This window comes from uncultured Tateyamaria sp. (assembly GCF_947503385.1).
In the GTDB taxonomy this organism is placed as follows: Bacteria; Pseudomonadota; Alphaproteobacteria; order Rhodobacterales; family Rhodobacteraceae; genus Tateyamaria.
The window spans coordinates 1-26,898 of sequence record NZ_CANNDO010000015.1 but is presented as its reverse complement, the minus strand read 5'-3'; the positions used below and the strand labels follow the sequence as shown (position 1 = coordinate 26,898).

Annotated in this window: 28 protein-coding genes; 8 read left to right on the top strand and 20 right to left on the bottom strand. The window is 64.9% G+C overall.

Translation table 11 applies throughout. From position 1 onward, the window contains the following. On the top strand, window positions 1-1,692 hold the full coding sequence (locus tag Q1A85_RS22315; RefSeq protein ID WP_299695090.1) for a hypothetical protein: 1,692 nt from the start codon (window positions 1-3) through the stop codon (window positions 1,690-1,692). Next, window positions 1,689-2,333: a DUF3726 domain-containing protein gene (locus Q1A85_RS22310; RefSeq protein ID WP_299695088.1), complete on the top strand. Its 645-nt coding sequence runs from the start codon at window positions 1,689-1,691 to the stop codon at window positions 2,331-2,333. The genes Q1A85_RS22315 and Q1A85_RS22310 overlap by 4 nt, the downstream gene beginning before the upstream one ends. A gap of 6 nt (window positions 2,334-2,339) precedes the next feature. Here Q1A85_RS22310 and Q1A85_RS22305 read toward each other — a convergent pair whose 3' ends face one another. Both Q1A85_RS22305 and Q1A85_RS22300 read right to left on the bottom strand, forming a co-directional pair. Next, window positions 2,340-3,134, bottom strand: a complete 795-nt coding sequence (locus tag Q1A85_RS22305; RefSeq protein ID WP_299695085.1) for a class II glutamine amidotransferase — start codon at window positions 3,132-3,134, stop codon at window positions 2,340-2,342. Beyond that, entirely contained in the window at window positions 3,134-4,564 is a 1,431-nt protein-coding gene (locus tag Q1A85_RS22300) for an aminotransferase class V-fold PLP-dependent enzyme (RefSeq protein WP_299695082.1), read from the bottom strand. Before Q1A85_RS22300 ends, Q1A85_RS22305 begins: the two co-directional genes overlap by 1 nt. 106 nt (window positions 4,565-4,670) lie before the next feature. Here Q1A85_RS22300 and Q1A85_RS22295 point away from each other — a divergent pair, with 106 nt between their 5' ends. Both Q1A85_RS22295 and Q1A85_RS22290 read left to right on the top strand, forming a co-directional pair. Beyond that, window positions 4,671-5,144, top strand: coding sequence for an Lrp/AsnC family transcriptional regulator (locus tag Q1A85_RS22295; protein ID WP_299695079.1), 474 nt, complete (start codon window positions 4,671-4,673; stop codon window positions 5,142-5,144). A 94-nt stretch (window positions 5,145-5,238) separates the two neighbouring features. Beyond that, complete coding sequence (locus Q1A85_RS22290; protein WP_299695076.1) at window positions 5,239-5,928, top strand: GntR family transcriptional regulator; 690 nt, start codon at window positions 5,239-5,241, stop codon at window positions 5,926-5,928. Here the strand turns inward: Q1A85_RS22290 and Q1A85_RS22285 are convergent. Genes Q1A85_RS22285 through hutI form a run of 5 tightly spaced genes read right to left on the bottom strand, consistent with a single transcriptional unit; the run spans window position 5,925 to window position 11,516 of the window. Then, window positions 5,925-6,266, bottom strand: a complete 342-nt coding sequence (locus Q1A85_RS22285; protein ID WP_299695073.1) for a RidA family protein — start codon at window positions 6,264-6,266, stop codon at window positions 5,925-5,927. The genes Q1A85_RS22290 and Q1A85_RS22285 overlap by 4 nt on opposite strands. A 45-nt stretch (window positions 6,267-6,311) precedes the next feature. After that, window positions 6,312-7,979, bottom strand: a complete 1,668-nt coding sequence (gene hutU / locus Q1A85_RS22280; protein WP_299695070.1) for a urocanate hydratase — start codon at window positions 7,977-7,979, stop codon at window positions 6,312-6,314. Next, complete coding sequence (gene hutG, locus Q1A85_RS22275) at window positions 7,976-8,773, bottom strand: N-formylglutamate deformylase (RefSeq protein ID WP_299695067.1); 798 nt, start codon at window positions 8,771-8,773, stop codon at window positions 7,976-7,978. The genes hutU and hutG overlap by 4 nt, the downstream gene beginning before the upstream one ends. Then, window positions 8,770-10,308, bottom strand: coding sequence for a histidine ammonia-lyase (hutH, locus tag Q1A85_RS22270; protein WP_299695064.1), 1,539 nt, complete (start codon window positions 10,306-10,308; stop codon window positions 8,770-8,772). Before hutH ends, hutG begins: the two co-directional genes overlap by 4 nt. Continuing rightward, window positions 10,305-11,516 carry an imidazolonepropionase gene (gene hutI, locus Q1A85_RS22265; RefSeq protein WP_299695061.1) on the bottom strand — a complete coding sequence of 404 codons (1,212 nt, stop codon included), beginning with the start codon at window positions 11,514-11,516 and terminating at the stop codon, window positions 10,305-10,307. Before hutI ends, hutH begins: the two co-directional genes overlap by 4 nt. A gap of 94 nt (window positions 11,517-11,610) precedes the next feature. Between hutI and Q1A85_RS22260 the strand changes: the two genes are divergently transcribed. Next, entirely contained in the window at window positions 11,611-12,969 is a 1,359-nt protein-coding gene (locus Q1A85_RS22260) for a formimidoylglutamate deiminase (protein WP_299695058.1), read from the top strand. Between the two features lie 55 nt (window positions 12,970-13,024). Further along, window positions 13,025-13,819 (top strand): phytanoyl-CoA dioxygenase family protein, encoded by a 795-nt coding sequence (locus Q1A85_RS22255; protein ID WP_299695055.1) that lies wholly within the window; start codon window positions 13,025-13,027, stop codon window positions 13,817-13,819. Between the two features lie 79 nt (window positions 13,820-13,898). Here Q1A85_RS22255 and Q1A85_RS22250 read toward each other — a convergent pair whose 3' ends face one another. From Q1A85_RS22250 to Q1A85_RS22230, 5 genes are all read right to left on the bottom strand, one after another. Next, window positions 13,899-14,096: a CsbD family protein gene (locus Q1A85_RS22250; protein ID WP_299695053.1), complete on the bottom strand. Its 198-nt coding sequence runs from the start codon at window positions 14,094-14,096 to the stop codon at window positions 13,899-13,901. Between the two features lie 72 nt (window positions 14,097-14,168). Then, complete coding sequence (locus tag Q1A85_RS22245; RefSeq protein WP_299695051.1) at window positions 14,169-15,653, bottom strand: phospholipase D-like domain-containing protein; 1,485 nt, start codon at window positions 15,651-15,653, stop codon at window positions 14,169-14,171. After that, the gene (locus tag Q1A85_RS22240) at window positions 15,637-17,388 is read right to left on the bottom strand and encodes a histidine kinase dimerization/phosphoacceptor domain -containing protein (protein WP_299695049.1); all 1,752 of its coding nucleotides are present in this window, start codon (window positions 17,386-17,388) and stop codon (window positions 15,637-15,639) included. The genes Q1A85_RS22245 and Q1A85_RS22240 overlap by 17 nt, the downstream gene beginning before the upstream one ends. Next, window positions 17,385-17,936, bottom strand: a complete 552-nt coding sequence (locus Q1A85_RS22235) for an RNA polymerase sigma factor (RefSeq protein ID WP_299695046.1) — start codon at window positions 17,934-17,936, stop codon at window positions 17,385-17,387. Before Q1A85_RS22235 ends, Q1A85_RS22240 begins: the two co-directional genes overlap by 4 nt. Continuing rightward, entirely contained in the window at window positions 17,929-18,099 is a 171-nt protein-coding gene (locus Q1A85_RS22230) for a NepR family anti-sigma factor (RefSeq protein ID WP_299695043.1), read from the bottom strand. Before Q1A85_RS22230 ends, Q1A85_RS22235 begins: the two co-directional genes overlap by 8 nt. Before the next feature lie 101 nt (window positions 18,100-18,200). On the opposite strand from Q1A85_RS22230, the gene Q1A85_RS22225 reads away from it, so the two are divergent. Then, entirely contained in the window at window positions 18,201-19,010 is an 810-nt protein-coding gene (locus tag Q1A85_RS22225; protein ID WP_299695040.1) for a response regulator, read from the top strand. A gap of 69 nt (window positions 19,011-19,079) precedes the next feature. Here the strand turns inward: Q1A85_RS22225 and Q1A85_RS22220 are convergent, their stop codons facing one another. From Q1A85_RS22220 to Q1A85_RS22200, 5 genes are all read right to left on the bottom strand, one after another. Beyond that, window positions 19,080-19,580 carry a DNA starvation/stationary phase protection protein gene (locus Q1A85_RS22220; RefSeq protein ID WP_299695038.1) on the bottom strand — a complete coding sequence of 167 codons (501 nt, stop codon included), beginning with the start codon at window positions 19,578-19,580 and terminating at the stop codon, window positions 19,080-19,082. A 45-nt stretch (window positions 19,581-19,625) separates the two neighbouring features. Further along, window positions 19,626-21,281, bottom strand: a complete 1,656-nt coding sequence (locus Q1A85_RS22215; RefSeq protein WP_299695036.1) for a thiamine pyrophosphate-binding protein — start codon at window positions 21,279-21,281, stop codon at window positions 19,626-19,628. Further along, the gene (gene gdhA, locus Q1A85_RS22210) at window positions 21,281-22,624 is read right to left on the bottom strand and encodes an NADP-specific glutamate dehydrogenase (RefSeq protein WP_299695034.1); all 1,344 of its coding nucleotides are present in this window, start codon (window positions 22,622-22,624) and stop codon (window positions 21,281-21,283) included. The genes Q1A85_RS22215 and gdhA overlap by 1 nt, the downstream gene beginning before the upstream one ends. 76 nt (window positions 22,625-22,700) lie before the next feature. Then, window positions 22,701-22,865, bottom strand: coding sequence for a DUF1328 domain-containing protein (locus tag Q1A85_RS22205; RefSeq protein ID WP_299695033.1), 165 nt, complete (start codon window positions 22,863-22,865; stop codon window positions 22,701-22,703). Between the two features lie 151 nt (window positions 22,866-23,016). Continuing rightward, on the bottom strand, window positions 23,017-23,325 hold the full coding sequence (locus tag Q1A85_RS22200; RefSeq protein ID WP_299695031.1) for a hypothetical protein: 309 nt from the start codon (window positions 23,323-23,325) through the stop codon (window positions 23,017-23,019). A 147-nt stretch (window positions 23,326-23,472) separates the two neighbouring features. Here Q1A85_RS22200 and Q1A85_RS22195 point away from each other — a divergent pair, with 147 nt between their 5' ends. Further along, window positions 23,473-24,201 (top strand): Crp/Fnr family transcriptional regulator, encoded by a 729-nt coding sequence (locus Q1A85_RS22195; RefSeq protein ID WP_299695029.1) that lies wholly within the window; start codon window positions 23,473-23,475, stop codon window positions 24,199-24,201. On the opposite strand, the gene repC is transcribed toward Q1A85_RS22195, so the two are convergent. The 3 genes from repC to Q1A85_RS22180 form a co-directional block, all read right to left on the bottom strand. After that, complete coding sequence (gene repC / locus Q1A85_RS22190) at window positions 24,198-25,271, bottom strand: plasmid replication protein RepC (RefSeq protein ID WP_299695027.1); 1,074 nt, start codon at window positions 25,269-25,271, stop codon at window positions 24,198-24,200. The genes Q1A85_RS22195 and repC overlap by 4 nt on opposite strands. A 171-nt stretch (window positions 25,272-25,442) precedes the next feature. Beyond that, window positions 25,443-26,393, bottom strand: coding sequence for a plasmid partitioning protein RepB (gene repB, locus Q1A85_RS22185; RefSeq protein ID WP_299695025.1), 951 nt, complete (start codon window positions 26,391-26,393; stop codon window positions 25,443-25,445). Next, on the bottom strand, window positions 26,394-26,898 hold a 505-nt coding region (locus Q1A85_RS22180; protein WP_299695023.1), incomplete at its 5' end, for an AAA family ATPase.

Sequence of the window (26,898 nt, the reverse complement as noted above, 5' to 3'; positions counted from 1 at the left end):
ATGCCCGACATCGCCACCCGCCCCGCACAGACCGTCATGCGCCTTGCCCGGCTGGGCAGCCTGCACCAGTCGCGCCTGTCCTTTATGCGGGTGCTGACCCGCCGCATGGCGCGCGAAGGGTGGCGGTTTGAACAGACGGTGTTCGACATCGACGCGGCGGGCGTGGGCCACGCCGTCTACACCGCGCACGGGCCGGACCGGGCCTATTCACTGGTTGCTTTTGCCCATGACCTGCCCGCGGACCAACGCTCTGACCGGGTGATTGCAGAGGCGTGGGATGCGACGTTCACCCTGTTTGACGGCGTGCCTGCGGCGGATGACATTGCGCGCCTGTCGCAGAACATCCCCCATCAGGAGGCGGGCCGGGTCAGCGGGTCGGAACTGTCCGTGTCGCGGGCCAACCGGTCGGTGCGGCTGTGGGAACATGTGGTGGACCGGCTTGCCGCCGGTCAGCAGCCTGACCCCGCGCAGATGGCTGCGGTGGGCTACCTGATGCGCACAACGGCGGTCTACGGGTCGGGCAAGCTGGGTGCCGCGGACCGCGAGATGATCGCCGGGCGGCCCGAATTTCGCGCCCCGTTTCAGGTCGAAATGCTGTCAGTGTACCTGACCCGCTGGTTTGTGCGCGATCTGGTCCAGCACATGGCCGACTGCGCCGCACGGGCGGCGGGCAGGACGGCGGCGCGTCTGGACCCGGCCATTGCGCGGCCCCTTGGCATGGGCAATTCCACCGGCTTGGGCATGGCGCCTTTCCTGCTGAACCACCCGCTGCTGTTCAACAACTGGATCACCGCGCGCGAACAAGCGATCCAATTGGTGCGCCAGTGCCCCAAGGCCCGGACCGCCGAGGTTGCGGTGTTTCGCGATGTGATGCAGCGGTCCTGCATCACGCTGGACCGCTGGCGGACCGAACATCCCGTACAGATGGACAAGCTGGCCCAACTGCGCCGCGACGCGGCGGCGCTGACCGCGCATTTGGACGATCACGATTTTGACGCGGCACAGCCGTGGGACGCCCTGTTTCGCTGGGCCGAGGCGCACCTGTCCTACGAAGGGCAGGAATGGCTGGCGTCCCTGATGCTGGAACCCTACGGCGCGCTGGTGGACCATCTGGGCGACGGGATGGCCGCCGACACCAGCGCGGGCTTCCGCATCGCGGGCGGCATGACGGTGGGCGCGTTGCGCGCGCTGATCGAACGCATATACGGCTGGGCGCTCGACACGGACTGGACCGTGCCCGACAATACCGCCCGCGCGTGGTACGTTTCCGAGGAAAAGCTGGAGCCGCGTCTGGGCGAGCGGTTCGAGGAACCGATCGAGGCCTACGAACAGCCCCTCGCCCCCGGTCGCGATGCCGCGATGCTGCACGCGGCGCTGGCGCACTGGCCCGACGATGTGCAAATTGCCGAATTCCTGCTGCGCCACCCCGGCCACCGCCACACCGTGCGCCGGGTCCAGATCATCGACCGCGCGCCCTATGGCGAGATTTGCGACAATACGATCAGCAGCACGGTCCTGCCCATCGACATGCTGCGCTGCAAACTGTCCTTTTTTGGCGCGACCCAATTCGACCCACGGTCGGACCGCTGGGTGCGCATCTGCATGTATGGCAACGCCCCCTACCCTGACGAACTGTCGACGGACAATGCGGATTTCTGGGTCTATCCCACGCAGGACGGTGCAGGCGCATGACCCATTCCCTCAACGAGATCGAGGCGCTGAGCAAGCGCGCGGCGCGGGGGTCGGGCCTGTCGTGGGGGTTGGCCGAAGAGGCGGCCAAGGGCGTGCGGTGGCTTGCCTCTTATGGTCTGCCCGGCCCGCGTCTGTTGGCGGACCTGCTGGACCTGAATGACCGGCGGGCCGAGATCGACGTGGCCCCCATGGCGCTGGAGGGGATCTGGAAAGCGCCCGCCGGGCGGATGAGCCCGATCATCGCGGGGGCCTCGCTGAGCGATTGCGCGGGTCGGCTGCTCGCACTTGGGCAGATCCAGATGCAAAGCGTGAGTTACCCGCTGCTGCTGGTGCCCTTTTTGGGCGGGGCGGCCCTGCGGCTGGCGCAACCCGTGGCGGCGGCGTGGGACGGGGTGCATCTGGTCACGGACGGTCGCCAGCTTTGCATGACAGAGGATGCAGCGCTGACCACGACGCTTGCCCCGCTGATGACCATCACGGCGCCTGCGCAGATGTCCGGCCCCCGCGCGCCTGTCCAGCGCGCGCAGGTGTCACCCGATAGCTGGGCCCGGCTGAGCGGGTTTGCGCACCGCACCTTTGCCCCCGCGACCGAGGAAAGCCGCCTGCGCGGTGCAGGCGCCGGGGTCAGTAACAACGATTGATGCGGGTCAGACCGTGGCAAACGGCATGTGGGCGGGCACGTCAAAGCGGTGGGTGATCGCCTGCCCGCCGCTCAGTTCGATAACCGCACCGGCTGGCACCTCGATCCAGACGCCCGCGACCTCGTCCAGCGGCTCGGACGAGACCACGATGCCCGCGCGGCAGTGCCGGTAAAACAGGCTGGGCGCAAACCGGTCCGACGCATAACGCCCCGCGAACAGTCGCACACCGTCCGACCAGCAGGCCGCGAAGCGCATGTAAGGCAACGTGCCCCGCGCGCGGGCCAGATGCTCGACCTCGGCCACGGCGCGGGCCATGCCCCCCACCGGGTCCGCGTCCAACCCGTGGCCAAGCGCGATCAGAAAGATCGCCTCGCCTTCGGTTGCGCCAAAGCGGTGGTCATAGAGTTGTTCCGGGATCATCCCGTCCAGCCGCTGGCGGAACATCTCATGCCCGCCCGCCTGCCCGTTGTGCATAAAGCTCCAGCGGCCATGGCCAAACGGGTGACAGTTGTTGCGCGACGTGGCCATTCCCGTCGAGGCGCGCACATGCGCCATGAACAGGCGCGCGCGGGTGTGATGGGCCAGTTGCCTGAGGTTGGCATCGGACCATGCGGGATGTGTGTCCTTGTAAAAGCACGGCTCTGCCCGGTCAGAATACCACGCCAGCCCGAACCCGTCCGCGTTGATCGGCGTCTTGCCAATCGCGGCATTGCGGCTTTGGGCCACCAGCGATTGCTTTTGGTCCAGCACCAGTTCGTCCAGATATCGTGGCGCGCCCGTCCAAGCGAGAAAGCGGCACATCAGGCGGCCCGCAGCGCAAAGCGTGCCGTGGCCGCGTCCACGCTGTAACGCACGGCGTGGTGGGTCGCGGTCTCGGCCAGCCGTTCCACGCAGTCGATGACGAAATCAGCCTTGGCATCCGTCATCAGCGCCGACAGGTTCAGGCGCACCCAGCCGGGTTTGGCCAGTTCCTCCCCCGCCTCCAGCGCGGCAAACAGCGCCTCGGATTCCGCCCGTTCGATCCCCAAAAGCCGGTGCGCATAAGGCCCCGCACAGGCACAGCCGCCACGGGCCTGAATGCCGGACACATCGCTCAGCATCCGGGTGAACAACTGGTGGTGAACGTAACCGCCCTGCCCGTCCCGCACGCGAAAGGCAAAGATCGGCAACGCCTGCACATCCATTTTGCCCAGCAGTTCCAGCCGGGGGTGACGCCGCCAGCGGTGCAGGGCGCGGGCGCGCAAGGTGGCCTGCCGCTGGTCCAGCCAGCGCTGGCCGAGGGCGGCCTTGACCATCATCACCAGCGCGGCCCGGATATCGCCCACCACGTTGGGTGTTCCCGCCTCTTCGCGGGTCGACAGCCGGTTGGAATAGGCGTGCCGCCACGGCGACACAAAGCTGACCGTGCCGCCACCGGGCTGGCTGGGCGTGTGCCGCGCGGCGATCCGGTCGCGCAGGATCATCACGCCCGATGCGCCGGGCCCGCCCGGAAACTTGTGCGCGGAAAACACAATCGCGTCCTTGGCGCAGTCGGTCCCGCTGCGCATGTCCATCGGCATATAGGGGCCGCCCCCCGCATAGTCCCAGATCGCCAGCGCCCCCGCACGTTTAAGCGTCCGCGTCACCGCATCCGTGTCCGTCACGATCCCCGTCACGTTCGACGCCGCGGAAAAGCTGCCGATGATCAGCTCGGCATCCTGTGCCGCGTCCAGCTGTGTCTGCAAATCGGCCATATCAGGGCCGCCATCCGCACCTTCGGCCACCTCGACCACCGTGGCCCCGCTTTCGCGCCATGGCAGCAGGTTGGAATGGTGTTCATAGGGCCCGACCAGCACAACAACACGGCCCGCACGCGCACCGATATCCAGCAGCGCAACAAGCCGGTTCAGTCCGGCGGTGGCCCCTGCCCCGGTAAACACAACGCTGCACCCGTCATCCGCGCCGACCATGGCGCCGATCCGGTCGCGCGCCTCTTCGCGCATCCGGGTCATGGCGGCACCGCAAAAAGACGCCTCCGTATGGCTATTGGCGTAGTAGGGCAGCACCGCGTCCCGCACAAAATCCTCGACCACCGTCAACGCCCGGCCAGAGGCGACGTAATCGGCATAGATCAGGGGTTTCTGCCCAAAGGGCGTGTCGATCATCATACCCTCACCGATGATCCCGGCGCGCAGCGCCTCGATCAGATCGGGGCGGTCCAGCGAAGTTTGAAAACGGGTGAGCGGTGTCATGGCAGCCTCCGGCACTGTGTATCGGCGCAAAGTGACACCCGGATTTCGCGATTTCATTCCCTTTTCATTCGCGGTAATAGGTTTTTATGTGTCAAATGATTGGATAGTGCCCGTGTCAGTAGATCAAATTGATTGCAACCTGCTCGCCGCGCTGCAACAGGATGCCAGCCTGTCGCAGCGGGCGCTTGCCGATAAGGTGGGGCTGTCGCAGAACGCCTGCTGGCGCCGCCTGCGCGCGCTGGAGGACCGCGGCGTGATCCGGGGGCGCACCGTCCTGCTGGACCGGGCGCAGTTGGGCGCTGACCTCGTTGTTTTTGTCATGGTCAAGACGCGCCACCACGCCGCAGGCTGGCTGACCACCTTTCGGCAACACGTTCAGGCCATTCCCAACGTCGTGGATTTCTTTCGGATCGGCGGGGAATACGACTATATGCTCAAGATCGTGGCGCAGGACATGGCCGATTACGACCGCTGCTACAAACAACTGATCGACGGGATCGAGTTGGAGACTGTTACGTCGCTTTTTGCCATGGAAGTGATCGAGGAACAGCGCCCCATCCCGCTGAAACCCATCGCCTAGCCTGCTGGCACATTTGTCTGGATATAATGGCGTTATGTCCGTACTTTTTACCAGCAACAGGGGCACACATCGTGCCCCCGGATCGGAGCGTGCCATGGCCACGACCTACCGCGACATCAAGGCCGATCTGCTGCACCAGATCACCCAAGGCCAGTTGCCCCCGGGCAGTACGCTCCCGAACGAGGTGGAGCTTGCCGCGACCTATGGCTGCGCCCGTGCAACGGTGAACCGTGCCATGCGCGAACTGGCTGATGACGGGTTTATCGAACGCCGCCGCAAGGCGGGCAGCCGGGTGCGCGACGCCCCGGTGCGGCAGGCGCGCTTTACCATTCCCGTGACCCGGCAGGAGGTGGCAGACCTTGGGGCCACCTACAGCTACGCGCTGGTCAGCCGCGATGTTGCACCGGCCCCGGACCGGCTGCGCGCGCGGTTGGGACTGGCGGCACAGGACCACCTGCTGCACCTTGTCTGTATGCACTACGCCGATGGTGCGCCCTACCAATACGAAAACCGGTGGATCAACCTGAGCGCCACGCCGGATGCCGCGCATTTCGATTTTGCGCAATCGGGGCCCAACGAATGGCTGATTGCGCAGGTGCCATTTACCGATGTGCAGATCAGCTTTCATGCGGTCCCGGCGGATGCCACGCTGGCCGCGCATCTGGACTGCGCGGCGGGTGACGCCCTGTTTCAGGTGGAACGGACAACGCGGCTGGACCGGCAGGCGGTGACCTTTGTCCAGCTCTCGTACAGGCCCGGCCACCGCATGACGACGCAATACTAGCCGTAGGCGGCGTCGACGATAATCTCGACCTTCAATTCGGGTCGGGCCAGCCGGGCCTCGCCACAGGCGCGGGCGGGCGCGTGTCCTTCGGGAACCCATGCGTTCCAGACCTCGTTCAGGCCCGCAAAATCGCTCATATCAGCCAGCCAGATGGTGGCGCGCAGCATGTCCCGGCGCGAGGACCCCGCCTGCGCCAGCAGCGCATCGACCCGGCGCAGGCATTCTTCGGTCTGGGCCTGAATGGTCGGACCTTCGCCGACCTGACCGGTGAGGTAGGCCACGCCGTTGTGCTTGACGATCTTGGACGAACGTACGCCCGTTTCAATGCGTTCGATCATGTGTTGGGTCCCCTTGCTGATCCCGTGATGCAGTCCCACTGCTTGTTACAGGATGCCCGGCAGGTTCAAGCCGTTTTCGCGGGCGCAGGCCTGTGCGTCCGGGTATCCGGCATCCGCATGGCGCATCACGCCCGTGGCCGGGTCATTCCACAGCACCCGTGCGATGCGCCGGTCCGCATCCGCCGTCCCGTCGCAACAGATCACCATGCCGGAATGCTGGGAAAAGCCCATGCCAACGCCACCCCCGTGGTGCAGCGACACCCATGTCGCGCCTGACGCGGTGTTTAGCAGGGCGTTGAGCAGCGGCCAGTCCGACACTGCGTCCGATCCGTCCCGCATCGCCTCTGTCTCGCGGTTGGGCGAGGCGACCGATCCGGAATCAAGGTGATCGCGCCCGATCACGATCGGCGCCTTCAGCTCACCCGTCCGCACCATCTCGTTAAAGGCAAGACCCAGCCGGTGCCGCACGCCAAGGCCGACCCAGCAGATGCGCGCGGGCAACCCCTGAAAGGCGATGCGATCCCGCGCCATGTCGAGCCAGTTGTGCAGGTGGCTGTCGTCGGACAGGATTTCCTTTACCTTGGCGTCGGTCCTGTAGATGTCCTCCGGATCGCCGGACAGCGCGGCCCAGCGAAATGGGCCGATGCCGCGACAAAACAGCGGGCGGATATAGGCGGGCACGAAACCGGGGAAATCAAACGCGCGGTCCAGCCCTTCTTCCAGCGCCATCTGGCGGATGTTGTTGCCATAGTCGACCGTGGGGATGCCCGCGGCGTGGAAATCCACCATCGCCTTGACCTGCACCTTCATCGACGCGCGGGCGGCGGCCTCCACCGCTTTGGGGTCGGTGTCGCGCCGGGCGCGCCATTCGGCCATGGTCCAGCCCTGCGGCAGATAGCCGTTCACCGGGTCATGGGCCGAGGTCTGGTCGGTCACGATGTCAGGCCGCACCCCGCGTTCGACCAGCGCGGGGAACACATCCGCCGCATTGCCCAGCAGCGCCACGGACTTGGCCACGCCCGCAGCGGTCCAACGGTCGATCATGGCCAGCGCGTCGTCGAGGTTGTCAGTCTTTTCGTCCACGTAGCGGGTGCGCAGGCGGAAATCGATGCTGTCGGGGTTACACTCCACCGCAAGGCAGCAAGCCCCCGCCATCACCGCCGCCAGCGGCTGCGCCCCGCCCATGCCGCCCAGCCCGCCGGTCAGGATCCACTTGCCGGTCAGGTCGCCACCATAATGCTGGCGGCCCGCCTCCACGAAAGTCTCGTAGGTGCCCTGCACGATCCCCTGCGATCCGATATAAATCCACGAGCCGGCAGTCATCTGGCCGTACATCGCCAGTCCCTTGCGATCCAGTGCGTTGAAATGGTCCCACGTGGCCCAGTGCGGCACGAGGTTGGAATTGGCGATCAACACGCGCGGCGCGTCCGCATGGGTCTGAAACACGCCCACGGGTTTGCCCGATTGCACCAGCAGGGTCTGATCCTCGTCCAGTGCGCGCAGGGCGGCGACGATCTTGTCAAAGTCATCCCAAGTGCGCGCCGCCCTCCCGATGCCGCCATAGACCACCAGTTCGTGCGGGTTCTCGGCCACATCGGGGTGCAGGTTGTTCATCAGCATCCGCAGCGGTGCTTCGGTGGTCCAGTGTTTTGCGGTCATGTCGGTGCCCGTCGCGGGATAGACATCGCGGGTGTTCTTGCGGGGGTGGGTCATGTCAGGTCTCCGTTCAGGGCGAGATGGGCCAGCTTGCCCAGCAGGCGCGACAGGGTACGGCGCAGGCGGGCAGCCTTGCCGGGGTCATAGGGCCAGGGCGGGCGTTCGGTCGTGAGGTAAGTGGATTGCGCCAGCTCCATCTGGATCGCGTGGATGCCCGCGCGCGGCTGGCCATAGTGGCGCGTGGTCCAGCCCCCCTTGAACCGGCCATTGAGCACGGTCGAAAAGCGGTCCGCCGCACGGCAGATGCCATAGGCCGCCGTTTCGATCACAGGCGCGCAGGTGGTGCCAAGGTTCGTACCGATGCTGAAATCCGGCAATGTCCCGTCAAAGAGGAACGGAATGCGGCTGCGGATCGAATGGCAGTCATACAGGATCGCAATCCCGTGCAGCGCCCGGACCCGGTCCAGTTCGGCCCGCAGGGCGGCATGATAGGCGGCGTGAAAGCGGCGGCGGCGGTCTTGAACCGCGTCCACCGTGGGGGGTGTCAGCCAGATATCCTGCCCGTCAAAATCCGTCAGCGGCACAAGGCCGGTGGTGTTCTGCCCGGGATAAAGGCTTGTCCCAGACGGGTCGCGGTTGGCATCGACCACGTAACGGTGGAATGTCGCCCGCACCGTTGTCGCCCCCTGCAACACCCCGTCGTAAAGGGTGTGCACATGCCAATCCGTGTCGCGCAGATCGCGCCCGGTGGCATTCAGGCAGGCATGAATGTCGGGCGGTACATACGTGCCGGTATGGGGCAGGCCCAGCACGACGGGGCTGTCGCCCTGCTGCACCTCGACCGGGGTCATGCGCCCAACTCCGGCAGGGGGACATGTGCAGAGCGCGGCAGATCACCCGATTGCACCATCCGCGCGGCGGCCTCCAGATCAGGGGCGAGGTAGCGGTCCTCTTTCACCCCATCCACGGACGCCCGCAGATGCGCCACCACCTGTTGCAGTGGCCCGGACGTGCGCAGCGGCGCGCGAAACGCGACCCCTTGGGCGGCACACAGCAGCTCAACCCCCAGAATACGGTCGAGATTTTCGACCATCCGGCCCAGCCGCACGGCACCATGGGCGGCCATGCTGACGTGATCCTCCTGATTGGCGGAGGTGGGCGTGCTGTCGGTCACACACGGGTTCGCCAGATGCTTGTTCTCGCTCATCAACGCGGCCGTCGTCACCTCGGCGATCATGTAGCCCGAGTTCAGACCGGGGTCAGGCGTCAGAAAGGGCGGCAGATCGTGGCTGAGCGTCGGATCGACAATCAACGCGATGCGGCGCTGCGCAATGGCACCGATTTCGGCCACCGCCAGCGCAATCATATCCGCAGCAAAGCCCACCGGTTCAGCGTGGAAATTGCCCCCAGACACAATCATGTCCGCGTCCGTCAGCACCAGCGGGTTGTCCGTCGCCGCGTTCGCCTCGATCTCCAGCGTGCGGCCCGCCTGTCGCAGCACGTCCATCGCGGCCCCGGTGACCTGCGGCTGGCAGCGGATGCAATAGGGGTCCTGCACGCGCGCGTCACCCTCGCGGTGGCTTTCGCGGATCTCGGACCCGGCCAGCAGGGCGCGCAGGGCGGCGGCCGCCTCGATCTGACCGACATGGCCGCGCAGGGCGTGGATATCCGGCTGCAACGGCGCGGTAGAGCCCATGATCGCATCCGTGGACAGCGCCGATGTGATCAGCGCAGATTGCATCGCCCGCCACGCGCCAAACAGCCCGGCCAATCCGAACGCGGTCGAGAACTGCGTGCCATTGATCAGCGCCAGACCCTCCTTGGGTCCCAGTGTGACCGGTTCCAGTCCGGCGCGGGCCAGCGCGTCGGCCCCGGACATCACATGGCCGTCGAATTCGGCCTCGCCCGCGCCCATCATCACCGCCGCCATATGCGCCAGCGGGGCCAGATCGCCCGACGCCCCGACCGACCCCTGCACCGGGATCACCGGGGTCACACCCGCGGCCAGCATATCTTCGAGCAGGGTGATCAGCGCCATGCGGACACCCGACGCCCCGCGCCCAAGGCTCAGCAGTTTGAGCACCATCATCAGCCGCGCCTGCGCCCGTGGGATCGCCGCACCCACACCACAGCAATGGGACAGGATCAGGTTGCGCTGCAATGTGGCGGTGTCCTTGGCCGCGATCTTGACACTGGCCAGTTTACCAAAGCCGGTGTTGACGCCATAGACCGCCTGCCCGCCCCGCGCCGCCTCTGCAATCCGATCAGCGGCGCGCAGGATGCCCGCATGGCACCCCGGATCAAGCCGGACCGCGACCTCATCGCGGAACACCCGTTCCAGATCGGCAAGGGTCACCTGCCCCGGTGTCAGGGTCAGCGCCGTCATGCCACCCCCCCGAACAGACGGGCGTGCAGCGGGTTGAACCCAATGCGATAGCTCAGCTCGGCAGGGCGGCTGATATCCCAGATGGCGAGGTCCGCGTGATGGCCGGGCGCGATGCGCCCCACCGCGTCCAGACCCAGCGCGCGGGCGGCGTTGACCGTGACGCCGCGCAACGCTTCTTCTGGGGTGAGGCGAAACAGAGTGCAGCCCATATTCATCGCCAGCAACAGCGAGTTGAGCGGGGACGATCCCGGATTGATATCCGTTGCCAGCGCGATGGGGACCGCGTGGCGGCGCAGCGCCGCAACCGGCGGCATTTGCGTTTCGCGCAAGGTATAGAACGCCCCCGGCAGCAGCACCGCCACCGTGCCCGCCGCCGCCAGCGCCGCAACCCCCGCCGCATCCAGATATTCGACGTGATCCGCCGACAGCGCACCGTAGCGCGCCGCCAGCGTGGCCCCGCCAAGGTTCGACAGCTGTTCGGCGTGCAGCTTGACCCGCAGGCCCAGCGATCCGGCCACATCAAACACGCGGGCGATCTGGTCGGGGTCAAAGGCGATGCTTTCACAAAACCCGTCCACCGCGTCGATCAGCCCCGCCGCATGGCCCGCCCGCAGCGCCGGAATGCAAACCGTGTCGATATAGGCGTCGTCGCGACCGGCATAGTCGGGTGGCGTGGCGTGCGCCCCCAGAAAACTGGTCCGCACCCGCACCGGGCGCACCCCGGCAATGCGCCGGGCGACCCGCAACATGCGCAGTTCGGTGTCCTGATCCAGCCCATAGCCCGACTTGACCTCGATCGTGGTCACACCTTCGGCGATCAGGGCGTCCACCCGGCGCAGTGCCGCGCGCAATAGCGTGTCGTCGGACGCCGCACGGGTGGCCGCGACGGTTGCGACAATGCCACCGCCCGCGCGCGCAATCTCGGTATAGCTGGCCCCGTTCAACCGCATCTCGAATTCGGCGGCGCGGTCGCCGCCATGCACGATATGGGTGTGACAGTCGATCAGACCGGGTGTGACAACCCGCCCGTCCAGCGACCGGACCGCCCACTGCGCATAGCTTTGCGGCAGGGCATCCCGCGCGCCGACCCATGCCACTTTGCCCTCCGCAACGGCAATGGCCGCATCTTCAATCAAGCCATAGGGGGCACCCGCATCATCCATCGTCGCCGCGTGCAGGTCGCGCAAGACGTAAGGGGCGTGCGTCATCGGGGCCATCCTCCGAAGGGGCGAAGTTTCCACTTTTCTGGTATGCGTAATTGTGCATTATGTCTATACATAAAGCCAGCCGGAAATCCTCGCCATGATCCATGCCCGCCACGCCCTGCTGCCCACCGGCTGGGGCCGTGACGTCCGCATTGTCGTCGCGGACCACCATATCGCGCAGGTGTTGCAGGATGTGCCTGCCCAGCCGGACGACACGCGCGTGGACACCCTTTTGCCCGCCCTTGGAAACCTGCATTCGCACAGCTTTCAGCGGGCCATGGCAGGTATGACAGAGCACCGCCGCGCCGGGCGCGACAGCTTTTGGACGTGGCGCACGCTGATGTACCGCTTTGTCGATCTGTTGACCCCCGAGCAGGTCGAGGCCATCGCCGCCCTGACCTTTGCCGAAATGCAGGAGGCGGGGTACGCCAGCGTTGGCGAATTTCACTACCTCCACCACCAGACCGGCGGCAGACCCTATGACAACCGGGCGGAGCTTTCGTTGCGCATCATGGCCGCGGCGCAGGACACTGGTATCGGCCTGACACACCTGCCGGTGCTCTATTCCTATGGCGGTGCGGGGCAGGCTCCGCTGTCAGAGGGCCAGATGCGCTTTGGCAATGATGTCGACGCCTTTGCCGATCTGGTGGACGCCGCCCGCGCTGGTCTGGCAGCACTGCCTGCGGATGCGGCAATGGGGATCGCCCCGCATTCGCTGCGCGCCACCTGCCCCGACGATCTGCACCGCGCCATTGCGGATCACAGCGGCAGCCAGATCCACATTCACATCGCCGAACAGCCCAAGGAGGTGGCCGACATCCGCGACTGGCTGGGCGCGCGCCCCGTCGACTGGCTGCTGCACCACGCAGAGGTCGACGCGCGCTGGTGCCTGATCCACGCGACCCACATGACCCCGGACGAAACGCGCGCCCTCGCCGCCACTGGCGCGGTTGCGGGCCTGTGCCCGATCACCGAGGCCAATCTGGGGGACGGGCCGTTCAACGGCCCCACCTATCTGGAGGCGGGCGGCGCATTCGGCGTCGGATCGGATTCCAACGTCAACATCTCGCTGACAGAAGAATTGCGGACGCTGGAATACAGCCAGCGCCTGCGCGACATGGCCCGCAACATTATGGTGCCGGGGGACGGACCGGTGGGCCAATCGCTCTATACCCGCGCGGCGCGCGGCGGGGCGCAGGCGCTGGGACGCGCCGCGGGCCAGATTGCCCAAGGGCGGCTGGCCGATCTGGTGGCCGTCGACAGCACCGATCCGGCCCTGTGCACATTGACGACGGACCAGTTGCTTGACGGGCTGGTCTTTGCGGCCAAGGACGGCGTAGTCACGGATCTGTGGTCTGCCGGGCGGCACCGGGTCAGGGGGGGCGCACACGTCGCCAAGGCGGCCATCGTTGCGCGCTACAAACGGGTCATGGGCGACGTGCTGGCGTCGCTCTGAAGATTGTGCGCCCGAACCGGCCCGTGATATCCGGGGCCAAAACCGGAGACGCCCCATGCACCCATTGGTGAGCCAAGACCACATCGATACGTTCCAGCGCGACGGGGTTGTCCTGATCAAAGGGCTGTTTGCCGACCACGTGGACACGATCCGCCGGGGCATCGACCGCAACATGAACGCGCCGGGGCCATATGCCGCCGAAAACCTGAAGGACGGCGAAAGCGGGCGCTTTTTCGACGATTACTGCAACTGGACCCGAATCCCCGAATTCGAGACGGTCATACGCACCTCTCCCGCCGCAGAGGTCGCCGCAGACCTGATGTCGTCAAACCGGGTGCAGATGTTTCACGATCACGTGCTGGTCAAGGAACCCGGCACCACCAAGCCGACCCCATGGCATCAGGACGGCCCCTATTACTTTGTCGACGGGGTTCAGAATGTCAGCTTTTGGTCGCCCATGGATGCGGTGACGGACGCCAGCCTGCGCTGCGTTGCGGGCAGCCATGCGTGGGCAAAACCGGTTCTGCCAATGCGGTGGCTGGCCGAAACCAGCTTTTTCCCCAACGAAGACGATTACATGCCCGTGCCTGACCCCGATGCCGAGGGGATGACCATCCGCGAATGGGACATGGCGCCGGGCGACGCGGTCGCCTTTAACTATGCCACGCTGCACGGCGCGCGCGGCAACACGTCCGCTGCGCGGCGGCGGGCGTTTTCATTGCGGCTGTTGGGGGATGATGCGCGCTATGTGGCGCGGCCGGGGCCGACTTCGCCGCCGTTTCCCGGACATGACATGGCGCCGGGCCAGACGCTGCGCGAGGATTGGTTTCCCGTGATCTACAAACGCTGAACGCGGACCAGATACTGGCCCGCGTTCGGTGCAAATTGCACGACCCCTGCGTCATGCGCGGGGGCGGAAATCGTCAAAATCAGACGCTGTCGAGGATCTTGTCCACGGCGGCGCGCGCCTCGTCCTTGGTCTTGCCCAGCTTTTGCTGCATCATCCCTTCGAGCTGCTCGCGGTCGCCCTTGGCCTGCTCGATCTCGTCATCGGTCAGATCGCCATAGCTCTCGCGCAACTGGCCCTTGATCTCGGTCCATTTGCCTTTGATGCGGTCGCTGTCCATAACGTGTCTCCTTTGCTGCTGCGGTTACAGGGTTAACCCCGCAGCGGCGCAATGGTTCCGCGTGACCGGCGTTTAAACCATATCATCCGTCGCCAGCGGCAAAGACTGGCCCTTGGCCTCGTGCAGCCGCGCGTCATGCGACACCAGAAACCCGCGCCGTGTGTCGGGGTTGCGCACGTCGTTGCGCCAGATTTCGGCCTGCCACAGCGGTTGCATCTGCGCGGGGTCGGTCCAGTCGCGGGCGATATCCGCGCGCCACCAATGGTGAAAGAGGGCACTGCGCAGCGTGCCGACCCGCGCAGGGCTATCCACCAGCAACCCGGCTTCGGTGTCCCAGTGCAGCGACCGGCCATTCATATTGGCCGACCCGACAAAGGCGCGGTCAGCGTCCTGCACCAGTACCTTGTTGTGGACATAGATGATCGGCGATCCGGCCAGCGTGGCGCGCGTCTCGCGGGCGGCCAAGACGGGCTGCACCGGGCTCGCGATGGTCGCGCGGTCGCCAAACCCGTCCCGCAGCGTGCGCAGCGCGTCGCGTTCCAGACCCATGCCATAGCGCGTCTCGAACCCGATATCGTCATCGGCGTCAAAGGCGGCAGGTTCCGGCAGCGCGGGCAGGATCAGGATCAGCGTCAGGTCGGGGCGCGCCTGCGCCGCCTCTGCCAGCGCCTCGGCCATCGGTTGCGACCGCATGAACTGCGTTTCGATGTAGATCAGGTGGCGGGCCTGCGTAAAGGCGTCGCGGTGCAGCGTCTCGATCTCGGACACCAGCGTGCGCGGCGACAAAAAGGGCAGCTTGAACCGCCGGTCCGCCGACAGCGTCCGCCTGAGCCGCTGCACGGGCGGCGGCGGTGTGTTGCCCCGCACCACGTCGTCAAATGTCTCAATATGCGCCTTGGCCTCGGCCACGGCGGGATCGTTGCGCACGATCACCTGCACATCAGACCACGTTTGGGCGGCGGGGCGGTCATGGTCCGGCGTGTCGAACCGCCGTTCGTTCAGATCGAGACCGCCGATATACAGCGTGTCGTCGTCGATCACGGCGAGCTTCTGGTGATGCGTGACCGGATGCAGATCGGGCAGGTTGCGCGACAGGCCCGGCGCTTCGGCAAGGGCATCACGGCTCAGCGCCGCGTGCCGCGCCCGCTTTTTGCGCAGGCTGGCCGGCAAAAAGGCGAGCCATGGGGCCATGCCCGGCGTTGCGGGATGCAGCAGCGCCCGCACGCGCACCTGCGTCGCAGGCACACCCGCCGTTTCGACCAATGCAGCGCCCTGTTTCACCGTGGCCCACGCCTGCTGATGCAGTTCGGTGGCATAAACCGGGTCGAAATCGCTGACCGCCAGATCCATCCGAACCCCGCGGCGCAGCACATGCACCAGCAGGTCAAACCACGTCTCACCAACCGCGCGCGCGGTATCGCTGAGCAGCGGAGTGCTCATGTCAAAGATGCGAAAACCGCCGGTGATGGAGGTCTGTGCGTCCAGCACCGCCTCTTCAAAGGCGGCAAACGCACCATCCGCCGCGACGAACACCTCAAAGTCAGGCCGCTGCGACATCCGCGCGGTTTGGGGGATCGTCCGATCTGACATCATCGTTCTCTGGATTGAAATCCTGTACGTGGAACCGCAGCATATGCACAAAGCGCCCATCGGTATCTAGCGCTTCGACCGTGCCTTCAAGCTGGCGGCTGAATGCGGTCATCAGCTTGGTGCCCAGACCCGTGCTTTCGGGAACCACATGATCGTCCAGCAGCGGCGTGCCGGTGCTGTTCTCGACCCGCAACGTGACCGTGCCCGCGTCGTCCAGGTCCATCGCCACGAGGATAAAGGCCCCGCCCTGCGCATCCCGGCCCACATATTTGACCGCGTTGGTCAGCGCTTCGGCCACCCACATCGACAGGGGCACCGCCTGATCGGGGTACAGCATGGCCGACCGCAGGTCTGTTGTGATGGACAGGGTCGGATCGGGCACAATGGTGGAGGTGTCGGACACCACCGCCGCCACCAGATCACGCGCATCCACGCGCGACGTTTCGGCCTCGGCATAAAGCGACCGGTGCAGCATGGCGAGGCCCCGCACCCGCCGTTGCAGCCCGCCCAGAACCTCGCGCACCTCGTCCGTGCGCGCCGCACGCGCCTGAAGGTTCATGATCGAGGCGATCATTTGCAGGTTGTTCTTGACCCTGTGGTGCACCTCGCGCAGCAGCACTTCCTTGTCGTGCAGGTCGGTCATCTGCTGCGCTTCGGCTTCGGTGATAAGCAACGCCATACGGTTAAAGGCACGCTCCGCGTCCTTGAATTCGTCCGGCGCGTTGTCCAGCGCCAGCCCATCGGCGTTGCGCTCACCCAAAGCGAACTGGCGCATCGCGGATCGCAGCGCCCGCAGATGCCGCAGCACCAGCCGGTCCAGCCCAAGAAAGGCAACCGCCATGCTTGCCACCCACATCAGCACGGCGAACAAAAGCGGCATCAGCGCCTGCTGCCAGACACTCGCGCTGACAAGCGACGATTGCTGCCAACTGCCGACGATCACATAGCTGTCGGCCACCGAACGCGTGACCGAAAAAATGCGCTCTTGGCCCGCCGCATTCTCAGCGACAAAGCTGGTGCCGGAACGGCTGAGGATGTCCGCGGGGGACATGTCGCGCGGCAGGTAATCCTTGGACTCACCGGCGCCGTGGGACAGGCCAAACACCTCGCCGGATGTGGCGATTGCCACCAGTTCTATTTCTTCTTCAAGCACGTTCTCCCGGATCACCGTGTCTTGCGGCAACGACAGCGACACAAAGCCTGTCAATGTGCCGTCCTCGAACACCGGCACGCTGACAATGACCACCGCCTGCCCGCTGACCGCGCCGTTGGCGTTCACCTCGACATAGACGTCGGCCCGGTCGATGGCGTCTTGCAACGTGTCATATTCCGAAAAATCAATAACCGTGTCGCCCGCGCTGCTGCATTCCATGATGCCGCTCACCGGCACGTACCCGGCAAAGGCAAAGGCAGGGTCGCTTTCGAGAAACTGGATCATCGCCTGACGACAGGTGGCCAGATCGGCAAGGCGGGCAATCGTGCCAAGGCCGTGGCCCGCCCCCACCGCCTGTTTGATCTGCGCGCGATGGTCAGAGGCGGCGACGCGGGTGGTGTCGATGAGCATCCGCTGGGTCAGTGCGCGGTTGTCGCGCACCTCCTGAAAGGTCTGCCACAGGGCGATCAGCCCCAGCGGGAACAGCACAAGAGAGGTGAGCAGGATCAGCTTGATCCGCAGACCGCCCATGACCCTGCGCGGTGTCACGCGACGCTCTGGTTCAGCGTCACGATCCCCTGCGTTACCGCCTCGGTGACTTCCATCGGTTCAGTGTCCGACATCTCCAGCAATTCGACCAGACGCGCGCGGCCCCGGTTGACGCGGCTCTTGATCGTGCCGACCGCCACGCCGCAGGTCTCTGCCGCCTCTTCGTAGGAAAAACCGCCCGCGCCCACCAGCACCAGCGCTTCGCGCTGTTCTTCGGGCAACGTGCCAAACGCTGCGCTGAAATCGCGCATTTGCAGGCGCCCGTCATGGTCCGGCTTTTGTGCCAGACCGGCGGACAGTTCGCCCTCAGTATCCTCGACCTCGCGGCGGCGCTTGCGGTGGTGCGAATAATAAGTGTTGCGCAGGATCGTAAACAGCCACGCCCGCATGTTGGTGCCGGGCTGGAACTTGTCGATGTTGGTCCACGCTTTGACCAGCGCGTCCTGCACGATGTCGTCCGCCAGCGCCCCGTTTCGGGTCAGGCTGATGGCAAAGGCCCGCATCGGGCCCAAATGCGTCACGATCTCCTCGCGCGGATCGTCACTCATCTTTTGTCTCCGTATCAGGGGCTTCGGCCTCTTGGGCGCGCAGCTGATCCAGCAAGTCGGTAAAGCGCGACGGCAATTCCTGGCCTGCCACATCATCAAAGGCACGCTTCAGGTTCTTGTCGATTTCCGCGTCCATCCTTGACGAGTTGTCTTTGGGACCCATTATTCTGCTCATAGTTGTCAAAACAGCATCTCCTTGGGAACTAAATGCAGCGCACAGGCATTAGTTCCACAAAATGTGCAAAAAAAACGGAGTGGCTCACAATGTCGCAGCACGCTGAAATGACCCTGGCGGACAAAATCGGACCCAATCTTCCCTATCTGCGCCGCTATGCGCGCGCGCTCACGGGGAGCCAATCGCGGGGTGATGCCTATGCCGCCACCGCGCTTGAGGCGGTGCTGGCCGACCCGTCGCAATTTGCCAGCGACGTATCGCCCAAGGCGGCCCTGTTCACAGTGTTCCACACGATCTGGAAAACCAGCGGCGCGGGCCTGTCCGAAGAAGACGGCGGCATGGCCGCAAAGGCGCACCGCCACCTTGCCGCCCTGACCGATGGCACCCGCGAGGCGCTGCTGCTGCGCACACTCGAAGAATTCTCGCCCGAGGACACAGCCCGCATCATGGACACCACCGTCAGCGACGTGGCCGAACTGCTGGACATCGCCTATCGCGAAATGGCCAAATCGGTGAGCGGCGCGGTGATGATCATCGAGGATGAGGCGATTATCGCGATTGATCTGGAAAACATCGCCTCCGATCTGGGCCACCGGGTCACGGGCGTGGCACGCACTGCCGACGGCGCGCTGTCGCTGTTTGAGCGTGAGAAACCCGATCTGATCCTGTCGGACATTCAGCTGGCCGACGGGTCCAGCGGCATCGACGCGGTCAACCGCATCACGGCAAATGCAGGCGATATCCCGGTGATCTTTATCACCGCATATCCCGAACGTCTGCTGACCGGCGAGGGGCCGGAACCGGCCTTCCTGATTTCCAAACCCTACACCGAGGATCAGGTACGTTCCGCCGTGAGCCAAGCCATGTTCTTTGCCTCGTCTGCCGTGCTCAAGGCCTGACCAAAAATAAACCCCCGCGGCGGGCCGCCGCGGGGGTCACTCACTACCCATTCACCCACTCGTTAAATCTTAACTGGACTTGGCCAGTGCCCGCAGCATCCACGCAGCTTTCTCGTGAAAGGCGCTGCGCTCTGTCGCCATGTCTTCTGTGACCGGGTCCTTGCGCTCTTCGACCATCTCGATCAGCGCGTGGAACCGGTGCGCTATACGCTCGTGGTCCTGTGCGAGATCCATGATCATCTCTTCGGTCGTCAGCTGGCCTGTCGCGTCCTCAATGCGCGAGCGCGCAACGATGTCGGCCATGGAGGTCGGTGCCAGATGGCCCAGGGCGCGGATGCGCTCGGCCAGTTCATCAGCGGCGCCGAACATGTCTTCGTAATGCTCTTCGGTCAGGTTGTGGACTGAATAGAACAACGGGCCTTCGACGTTCCAGTGATAGGCGTGCGACTTGAACACCAGACGGTAGGTATCAGCCAGCACATCCGCCAGACCCTCAGCGATTACCCCGGTGTCACGGACGCCGGTGGATACTGTATCTTCGGTTGGTACAACGTTCAGTGCGTTCGACATGTGCATGTCTCCCTTCCATATCTGCTTCGGTTGCAGGACTAACGCTCAAGCCGCGTCAGAGTTCCCCGAAAGATTCAAATCGCGTGCGGGCATGTGACCGGCGGCGGCATAATCCACCGGCACCGTCAGCAATGTGGGTCCCTCGGCGCTCAGCGCGGCGCGCAGCAGCATCGGCAGATCGCCCAGACCCGTGACCGGCGCAAAGGTCCAGCCAAAGGCCCGCGCCAACTGGCCCCACATCGGGTTGGCAAAGGGGAAATCGGGCCCCTCTTCGCCCTGATGGTCGTCGATCAGGCCCAGCCCCCCGTCGACCCAGACCATCACCGTCAGGCGCAGTCCCAGACGGGTGATCGTCTCCATCTCTTGGACGTTCATCATCACGTCACCGTCGCCGCAGATGGCCAGCACGCGGCCCGTGTCCTGCAACCGCGCCGCCGCGACCGCTCCGGGCAGGGCAAGGCCCATGCCCGCCAGCCCGTTTGGCACGATCAACTGGCCTGCGCGCAGCGGTTGCACATGCCGCGCGATCCACAGCTTGTGCATCCCCACCCCGGACAGGACCGTATCCTCGGGGCGCAGGGCGGACGTCACCACCCGGCATATGTCTGTAGGCGCAACCGCACCGGTGTCATCCCCGGTCAGCCGCCGCTCCATGGCAAGGCGCATCCCGTCCCGCGCAGCGACAAAGGCGGGCACGGGCGCCCAGCGTTGCCCCTTTAGCCGCAGGCGCATATCCGTCAGGCTGTGCCCGATGTCACCAACAGCGCTGGCGGAAATCTCCAACCCGGTGTCGGCGCGCGGCGGGTCGGTGTCGATCACGCAAACCTCCGCATCACCGCCAAGGCCCAGCGGCGGATATTCCACCGCGTCAAATCCGATAAGCAGGATCAGGTCCGCCGCCTGCAACGCCAGATCGGTCCAGTCCTCCTCGCTTTGGCCAACAGAGAACAGCGTGGCGTCGTGATCAGGCGGCAGGATACCCTTGGCCATAAAGGTGGTCGCCACCGGCACGCCGGTCGTCTCGGCAAACATGCGCACGGCTTCGGCTGCGCCGTCCCGCACCGCCCCGGCGCCCGCGACGATCACGGGACGCTGCGCTTGCGCCAAACGGTCCGCGACCGCCTGCAAATCGTCCTGACCGGCGCGGATCTGCGGCGGCGTGCGCACCGGCAGAGGTGTGGAGGCGCAGGGCGCTGCCGCCACGTCTTCGGGCAGGCACAGGTGCACCGCACCGGGCCGCCCATCAAGCGCAAGGCGCATCGCCTCTGCGAAACTGGCCGGAATGTCATCGGGCATCAGAATGGTGCGGCTCAGCTTGGTGATGGGCGCGAACAAAGCCTCAAGGTCGATCATCTGGTGGCTCATCCGGCCCAGACGATCCCGCGCGCCCTGCCCTGTGATGGCGATCAGCGGCACATGGTCCAACTGCGCATCCGCCACCCCGGTGACAAGGTTGGTGGCCCCCGGCCCCAGCGTGGCCAGACAGACACCCGGCCGCCCGGTCAGCCGTCCGTGGACCGACGCCATAAACGCCGCCCCCTGTTCATTGCGGCACAGGACAAAGTCGATGCCCGACGCGTCAAGCGCCGCCATCACCTCGGTTGTTTCTTCGCCGGGAACGCCGAAAACAGTGTCTATTTCAGCGGAAACAAGGCAGTCCACGAGGACCTGCGCGCCTGTCGGTGTGGTGTCTTTGGGCATCACAGAACCCCCTGTGCCGTGATGGCGCGGGCAAGTCTGCGGTAGCCCGCAAGGTTCGCGCCACGCGCGTAATCAACAGAGCCGCCCCCCTGCCCTTCGGCAGCGACACGGTCGTGAATGTCGGACATGAGGGTGCGCAGCGCCTGATCCACCTCTTCGGCAGACATAAAGCGACGGTGGCTCATCTGGCTCATTTCAAGGCCGCTGACGGCAACGCCGCCCGCGTTCGCGGCCTTGCCCGGCGCATAAAGCACGCCCGCCTTGCGCAGCACCTTAAGCGCGCCTGCGGTCGTGGGCATGTTGGCCCCCTCGGCCAGCACGGTCACACCGTTGTCCACCAGCGCCTTGGCGGCGTCTTCGTCAATCTCGTTCTGGGTGGCGCAGGGCAGCGCGATGTCAGCCTCAAAGCTCCATGGCTGCGCATCCGCCTCGAACGTCGCGCGCAGCGTGGCGGGCGGGTCGGACAGATCACCGCCCGCAGCCTTTTGGGCCGCCACCCAGTCAATGGCGGCAGGGTCCAGCCCGTCGGGGTCGTAAAGCGTGCCAGACGTGTCCGACAGGGTGACAACCTTGCCGCGCTCGGCCAGTGCCTTGCGTGCGGCGTGAATAGCCACGTTGCCCTTGCCGGAAATGGCGATGCGCTGCTCCGACAGATCGCGACCCGCCCGCGCCAGCATGGCCTGCACAAAATAGATCAGCCCGTAGCCCGTCGCCTCGGTGCGCACTTCGGATCCGCCATAGGACAGGCCCTTGCCGGTCATGGCCCCGGCATAGGTGCCGGACGCCGCGCTCCACGCGCCAAACATATATCCGATCTCGCGCGCGCCGACGTTGATGTCACCCGCAGGCACATCGCGGTCCGGCCCGATATGCGGCGCAAGCTGGCGCATGAACGCCTGACAAAAGCGCATAACCTCGGCGTCGGATTTGCCGCGCGGGTCGAAATCGGCGCCACCCTTGCCCCCGCCCAGCGGCAGCCCGGTCAGCGCGTTCTTGAAACATTGCTCAAAGGCGAGAAACCGCAGGTCATCCAGCGTCACATCCGGGTGGAACCGCAGCCCGCCCTTGTAAGGGCCAATCGCGTTCGAGGCTTGCACACGCCAGCCCCGGTTCACCTGCACATCGCCCGCATCGTCCGTCCACGTCACCGAAAACGAAATCACCCGATCCGGTTCGACCAACCGCCGCAGCACCCGCGCCGCAGCCCAGTCGGCATCGTTCTTTTCGACGGTGATCACATCTGCAGCCACCTCGGTTATGGCTTGTCGCAGGTTGGGCAGGTCCTGATCCTCGGCGGACAGGCTTTCGAGGAACAGTTCAGTCAGGGCGGTGGCGCGGTCCATGTGGACTCCTTTGTCAAATACGTAAAAAGGGTCGGCACCCGATACAGGTGCCGACCCTATGACATGTTCATGTCGTTCAGCGTCCGCGGACGAAACGCATCAGCAGCGTTACGGCGAACAGCACGATGAACAAGACGAACAGGATTTGTGCAATCCCGGCGGATGTCGCGGCAATGCCACCGAATCCAAAGACGGCGGCCACCAGCGCGATGGCCAGAAACAACAGGGACCATGACAACATAGCGTTTCCTTTCATGTGGCTTCGGCACCTCAACGTGCCGCTGGCCGGAAAGTTCCCGCATCGGTTTGGAACCAATCGCCCGTGCGCCCCGTTGAGGACCCGTAACGATCAAAAAGGAGACACGTCATGCCCCTTACGCACCGCCACGCATCTACGCGTAGACAAGACCAAGCGTGGACATGGCCTCGTCCAGATCACTGTCAATGAACGGGCGGGTCATCAGAACGATCTGACCGGGCTGCGCGGTCGCCAACGCACCATTTACTACGATCACCGGGCATCCTTCTTCGGTACACGACCGGATAAAGCTGAGCGCGGCAGGATCGGTGTGCGGGGCCGCCAGCACGACCAGATCAAAGGGCCGCGCGAGGCGTTCAAACGCCCGCACAGCCTGCGAGACACCATCAACGATCATCGTCGCAGACCAACCATGGCCGCGCAGATATTCATCGATGTCCATCACTTCGACGGCGTTGTTTCCAATTACCAACGCTTGACGCGGTATCAGATCGCGACGGTTCATAGGCCACCATGTGCTTTAGGAACCCCTGTGTTGGCACAGATTCGCGCTACATGAATTAAACTGTGACATACCAGCGGGAAAAATATGTCGACTGATTGCAACAATTGCCCTTTGCGGAAACTGGATGCCTTCGAAGAGATGAGCGCATCCGAAGTGTCATTTATGGAACGGTTCAAGACCGGTGAGCTGGAAGCGCAGCCCGGCACCGAGATCATGGCGCAGGGCCAATCCTCCACCCATCTGTTTACATGCCTTCGCGGCATGGGACTGCGTTACAAGACACTCGCTGACGGGCGCCGTCAGGTGATCGGGTTTGTGCTGCCCGGCGACTTTATCGGGCTACAGGCCGGGGTGATGTCCGAGATGAGCCACTCGGTCGAAGCGTCAACCGCGATGCGGCTGTGCACCTTTAACCGGTCCGAGTTGTGGACCCTGTTCAAATCGCATCCGGCCCGCGCCTATGACCTGACCCGCATCGCCGCCACCGAAGAGGTGTTTCTGGGCGAGGCGCTTGCCGCTGTGGGTCAGTTGGATGCGCGTGCAAAGGTGTCTTGGGCGCTGCACCGCTTCTACACCCGGCTGACGGCGGTCAAACAGCAGACCGGCAACACCGTCCCCCTGCCCTATCGCCAACAGGATCTGGCGGACGCCATGGGTCTGTCACTGGTGCATACCAACAAGACGCTGGCGCGCCTGCGCGAGGATCAGATTGTGACGCTTTCGGAAAACCAGCTGACGGTGCACAATCCGACACGGCTGGCAGAGCTGGCACAGGCCGAAGATGCGCCAAATGTCAAACGCCCGCTGATCTAAGTCGTTGATATACTTATGATTTGCGGATTGTCAGCTGACAATTGCCGGGATTTGAGGGCCGTCACCGTCGCCGCCAGCATATCGGGTCGATCAGACAAGGACCGTAGGTAGCCGCCCGGGTTGTCTACGGTCCCGCCCTGTTCCAACACATAAAGGATGGCAATGGCCGTGGCGAGGCGACCATGCCGCATCTCTGTCCTGCGTCTTGTGTCACCGTCGATGCCCAGCATTGGGGCCACCACATCAGCGGCCTGCGCCACGTCTGACCAGCTTTGCAACGGATCGACAAAAAAGCTGCGCCTTTCATGGCATAGGTGATCCAGTTCCGCTGGCGTCACGGTTTCCGGCTGCTCTGCCCCCTGCCCCTTTTTCTTTCTGTCTTGCTGTTCTATGTGCCGCTCATTTTCGCTGTCACTGGTGCTCATTTTTTTTGACACGGTGACGGCTGACAAACGTGTCTTTAGCTCTGTGATCAGGTGCATCAGCGCATCAAGCGACAGCGCGCGGCGCAGGGCACGGGCCAGATCAGCGAGGAAGGTGGCGTGTTGCGCCGGGGCCTGTTGGCGCAAGGCATGGCGCAGGGCAAGCAGTTCGGCCCGCTTGGCGGCAAGTGTCTCCGCCGCGTCCTGCGCGGTGCGGGCGGCGGTTCTGATCATCGCCGCGTGACGGACCAAGGGGGCGAGGTCGAGGCCAAAGGCAATCTCGTCCGTCCCCCTGCCCCGCCGGAACCGCTTGCCATTGCTGCTGGACCTGCGCGCCACCAGACCGGCCCGCACCAGCGCGGACAGGTGGCGCCGCATCGTGCTGTCGGGCATTCCACCCAGTCGCGCGCTTAGCGTGCGGTTCGATGGGTAGACCACCAGATGATCGGCGGTCACGGGCAGATGGCGCAGCGGATGAAACCCCACCAGCGCGCGCAACACGCCGATCTGGCGGTGTCCGATGCCAAAGGTTTCGGCGGCGTCGGTCAGCGCGTCCAGCAGCCGCCATTTGTCAACAGTCGCAGGTCCGGCGGGCGCGCACGCCCCGGCCTGCCCAAAATCACGATGGGCCTGAATGGTCATGGTCATATGACGAGAGACAACAGTTTTCTGCCCCCGGACGCGGCGGTCGGAGTTGACAGATTGCGGTGCTGCGGGCTACTTCAAAGGTGCTAGCTTATGAAGGGCCTTCCGGGACACCGTTTCGGGGGGCTTTTCTTTTTTCTGCGGGTCTGCTCGTGTCCTCCTTGGTTTTGTTGGTTACTGCTCTTCTTCCGATGTGCTGGCGGACCAGCGGTCGTGAAGCTCTGTGATGATCGTGTCGGCTTGGGCATCGAGCCACTGGGCGAACCCGTCCTTGCCCGTGATGGTCAGCGTGACGCCCTTGCGGCTGGGGCGGATGTCGCCCAGCACCGCGCCCGACGCCGCCCGCAGGGCGCGGGGTTTGTCAGCCGTTTTTGTTGCCGCCGGGGCCTTGGCGCGGGCGAACACCGCTTCGAACCGGGCGTCCGACGACAGGGCCACCGCGTCCGGCGTGTCGAGAAAGGCAAAGGCGCGCGTGCGCACGCCGCGTGGTTCCAACAGTTTGACCAGCCCCAGCCAGCGGTCGCGACCAATGCCGGGGGCCGGGCCGATTTTGCGCAGGACCGTCAGTGGCACCGCTTGACCCACTTTGAGCATCCGGCTCACCATGGGTTGGTCGATCGACAGGGCGGCGGCGATGGTCTCGCGGTCATAGCCTTCGGCGTCAAGCTGCGCGGCAAAGCTGGCCTTTTCGACAAAGCTCAGATCACGACGGGCGGTGTTTTCCTGTCCCTGCGCCATGATCAGCTCATCATCGCTGAGCTGGCGCACCATCGCCTTGACCGGCAGGCCCAATGCCTTGAGCGCGCGCAGGCGGCGGCGCCCGTAGACAATCTCGAACCGGCCCCGTGCTGTGGCGTGCGGGCGCAGCAGCACCGGCACCTGTTGGCCATAGGTTTTCAGGCTGTCCATCAGCGCCTTGTGATCGGCATGATCGTCGCCCAGCCGGTCTTCGACACCGGCGTCGTCAATCTGGGCCGCGTCAATCTCTTGCACCGCGTTTTCCTGTAGCTTGGACAGCGAGGATTGCAGCGCGCCAACGGCGCCGCGCGGGGCAGGGGCCTTGGGCCGTTTCGGGTCTGCACCGGACGGGGGCAGGGCGGTGTTCAATACGTTCTTGCGTACCATCTATCGTCTCCAGGCATCATGGAGCAGCTGCTCTATCTCGTCATTCACAGCATTCAGTGACTCGAGCGCACGGTCATAGGTCTGGCGGTTGAATTGCGCCCGCTCGACTTCGTAAATCGTCTGTTGCGTCAGGCCCGCATCGGAGATCGCGGTGGATTTCAGCATCGGCGCCACCATCACCTCCCCTGCAAAGAGGGTGCGCAGAAAGGACACGACCTGTTGCTGTGGGCCGTCATTGGGTTCGTAGCGGTTGATCAGAAACCGCATGAAATCGAACTGCATCGGTGCGCCAGCCTCGGCGACCACGTCGAGCAAATCCGCGCTCATTTGCAGGAACTGCGCCATCGACGCAACGTCGAGCATGTTGGGCACGATGGTGATCATCACCGAGGTGGAGGCGCAAAGCGCCGCCATCGTCAGATAGCCCAGCTGTGGCGGGCAGTCGAACAGGACCACGTCATACTGGTCTTCGACTTCGCCGAGGGCTGCGGCCATGCGGGCATAA

Excerpts from the sequence above, each read along its gene's own strand:
- Q1A85_RS22290 (WP_299695076.1), top strand. The coding sequence starts at position 5,239 with ATGGCCACGACCTACCGCGACATCAAGGCCGATCTGCTGCACCAGATC.
- hutH (WP_299695064.1), bottom strand. The coding sequence starts at position 10,308 with ATGACGGCGCTGACCCTGACACCGGGGCAGGTGACCCTTGCCGATCTG.
- Q1A85_RS22260 (WP_299695058.1), top strand. The coding sequence starts at position 11,611 with ATGATCCATGCCCGCCACGCCCTGCTGCCCACCGGCTGGGGCCGTGAC.
- hutI (WP_299695061.1), bottom strand. The coding sequence starts at position 11,516 with ATGACGCACGCCCCTTACGTCTTGCGCGACCTGCACGCGGCGACGATG.
- Q1A85_RS22230 (WP_299695043.1), bottom strand. The coding sequence starts at position 18,099 with ATGGGTCCCAAAGACAACTCGTCAAGGATGGACGCGGAAATCGACAAG.
- Q1A85_RS22195 (WP_299695029.1), top strand. The coding sequence starts at position 23,473 with ATGTCGACTGATTGCAACAATTGCCCTTTGCGGAAACTGGATGCCTTC.
- Q1A85_RS22310 (WP_299695088.1), top strand. The coding sequence starts at position 1,689 with ATGACCCATTCCCTCAACGAGATCGAGGCGCTGAGCAAGCGCGCGGCG.
- Q1A85_RS22225 (WP_299695040.1), top strand. The coding sequence starts at position 18,201 with ATGTCGCAGCACGCTGAAATGACCCTGGCGGACAAAATCGGACCCAAT.
- Q1A85_RS22300 (WP_299695082.1), bottom strand. The coding sequence starts at position 4,564 with ATGACACCGCTCACCCGTTTTCAAACTTCGCTGGACCGCCCCGATCTG.
- Q1A85_RS22220 (WP_299695038.1), bottom strand. The coding sequence starts at position 19,580 with ATGTCGAACGCACTGAACGTTGTACCAACCGAAGATACAGTATCCACC.
- Q1A85_RS22250 (WP_299695053.1), bottom strand. The coding sequence starts at position 14,096 with ATGGACAGCGACCGCATCAAAGGCAAATGGACCGAGATCAAGGGCCAG.
- Q1A85_RS22255 (WP_299695055.1), top strand. The coding sequence starts at position 13,025 with ATGCACCCATTGGTGAGCCAAGACCACATCGATACGTTCCAGCGCGAC.
- Q1A85_RS22315 (WP_299695090.1), top strand. The coding sequence starts at position 1 with ATGCCCGACATCGCCACCCGCCCCGCACAGACCGTCATGCGCCTTGCC.
- repC (WP_299695027.1), bottom strand. The coding sequence starts at position 25,271 with ATGACCATGACCATTCAGGCCCATCGTGATTTTGGGCAGGCCGGGGCG.
- hutG (WP_299695067.1), bottom strand. The coding sequence starts at position 8,773 with ATGACCCCGGTCGAGGTGCAGCAGGGCGACAGCCCCGTCGTGCTGGGC.
- Q1A85_RS22205 (WP_299695033.1), bottom strand. The coding sequence starts at position 22,865 with ATGTTGTCATGGTCCCTGTTGTTTCTGGCCATCGCGCTGGTGGCCGCC.
- Q1A85_RS22285 (WP_299695073.1), bottom strand. The coding sequence starts at position 6,266 with ATGATCGAACGCATTGAAACGGGCGTACGTTCGTCCAAGATCGTCAAG.
- Q1A85_RS22235 (WP_299695046.1), bottom strand. The coding sequence starts at position 17,936 with ATGAGTGACGATCCGCGCGAGGAGATCGTGACGCATTTGGGCCCGATG.
- hutU (WP_299695070.1), bottom strand. The coding sequence starts at position 7,979 with ATGACCCACCCCCGCAAGAACACCCGCGATGTCTATCCCGCGACGGGC.
- repB (WP_299695025.1), bottom strand. The coding sequence starts at position 26,393 with ATGGTACGCAAGAACGTATTGAACACCGCCCTGCCCCCGTCCGGTGCA.
- Q1A85_RS22245 (WP_299695051.1), bottom strand. The coding sequence starts at position 15,653 with ATGTCGCAGCGGCCTGACTTTGAGGTGTTCGTCGCGGCGGATGGTGCG.
- Q1A85_RS22200 (WP_299695031.1), bottom strand. The coding sequence starts at position 23,325 with ATGGACATCGATGAATATCTGCGCGGCCATGGTTGGTCTGCGACGATG.
- Q1A85_RS22305 (WP_299695085.1), bottom strand. The coding sequence starts at position 3,134 with ATGTGCCGCTTTCTCGCTTGGACGGGCGCGCCACGATATCTGGACGAA.
- gdhA (WP_299695034.1), bottom strand. The coding sequence starts at position 22,624 with ATGGACCGCGCCACCGCCCTGACTGAACTGTTCCTCGAAAGCCTGTCC.
- Q1A85_RS22215 (WP_299695036.1), bottom strand. The coding sequence starts at position 21,281 with ATGCCCAAAGACACCACACCGACAGGCGCGCAGGTCCTCGTGGACTGC.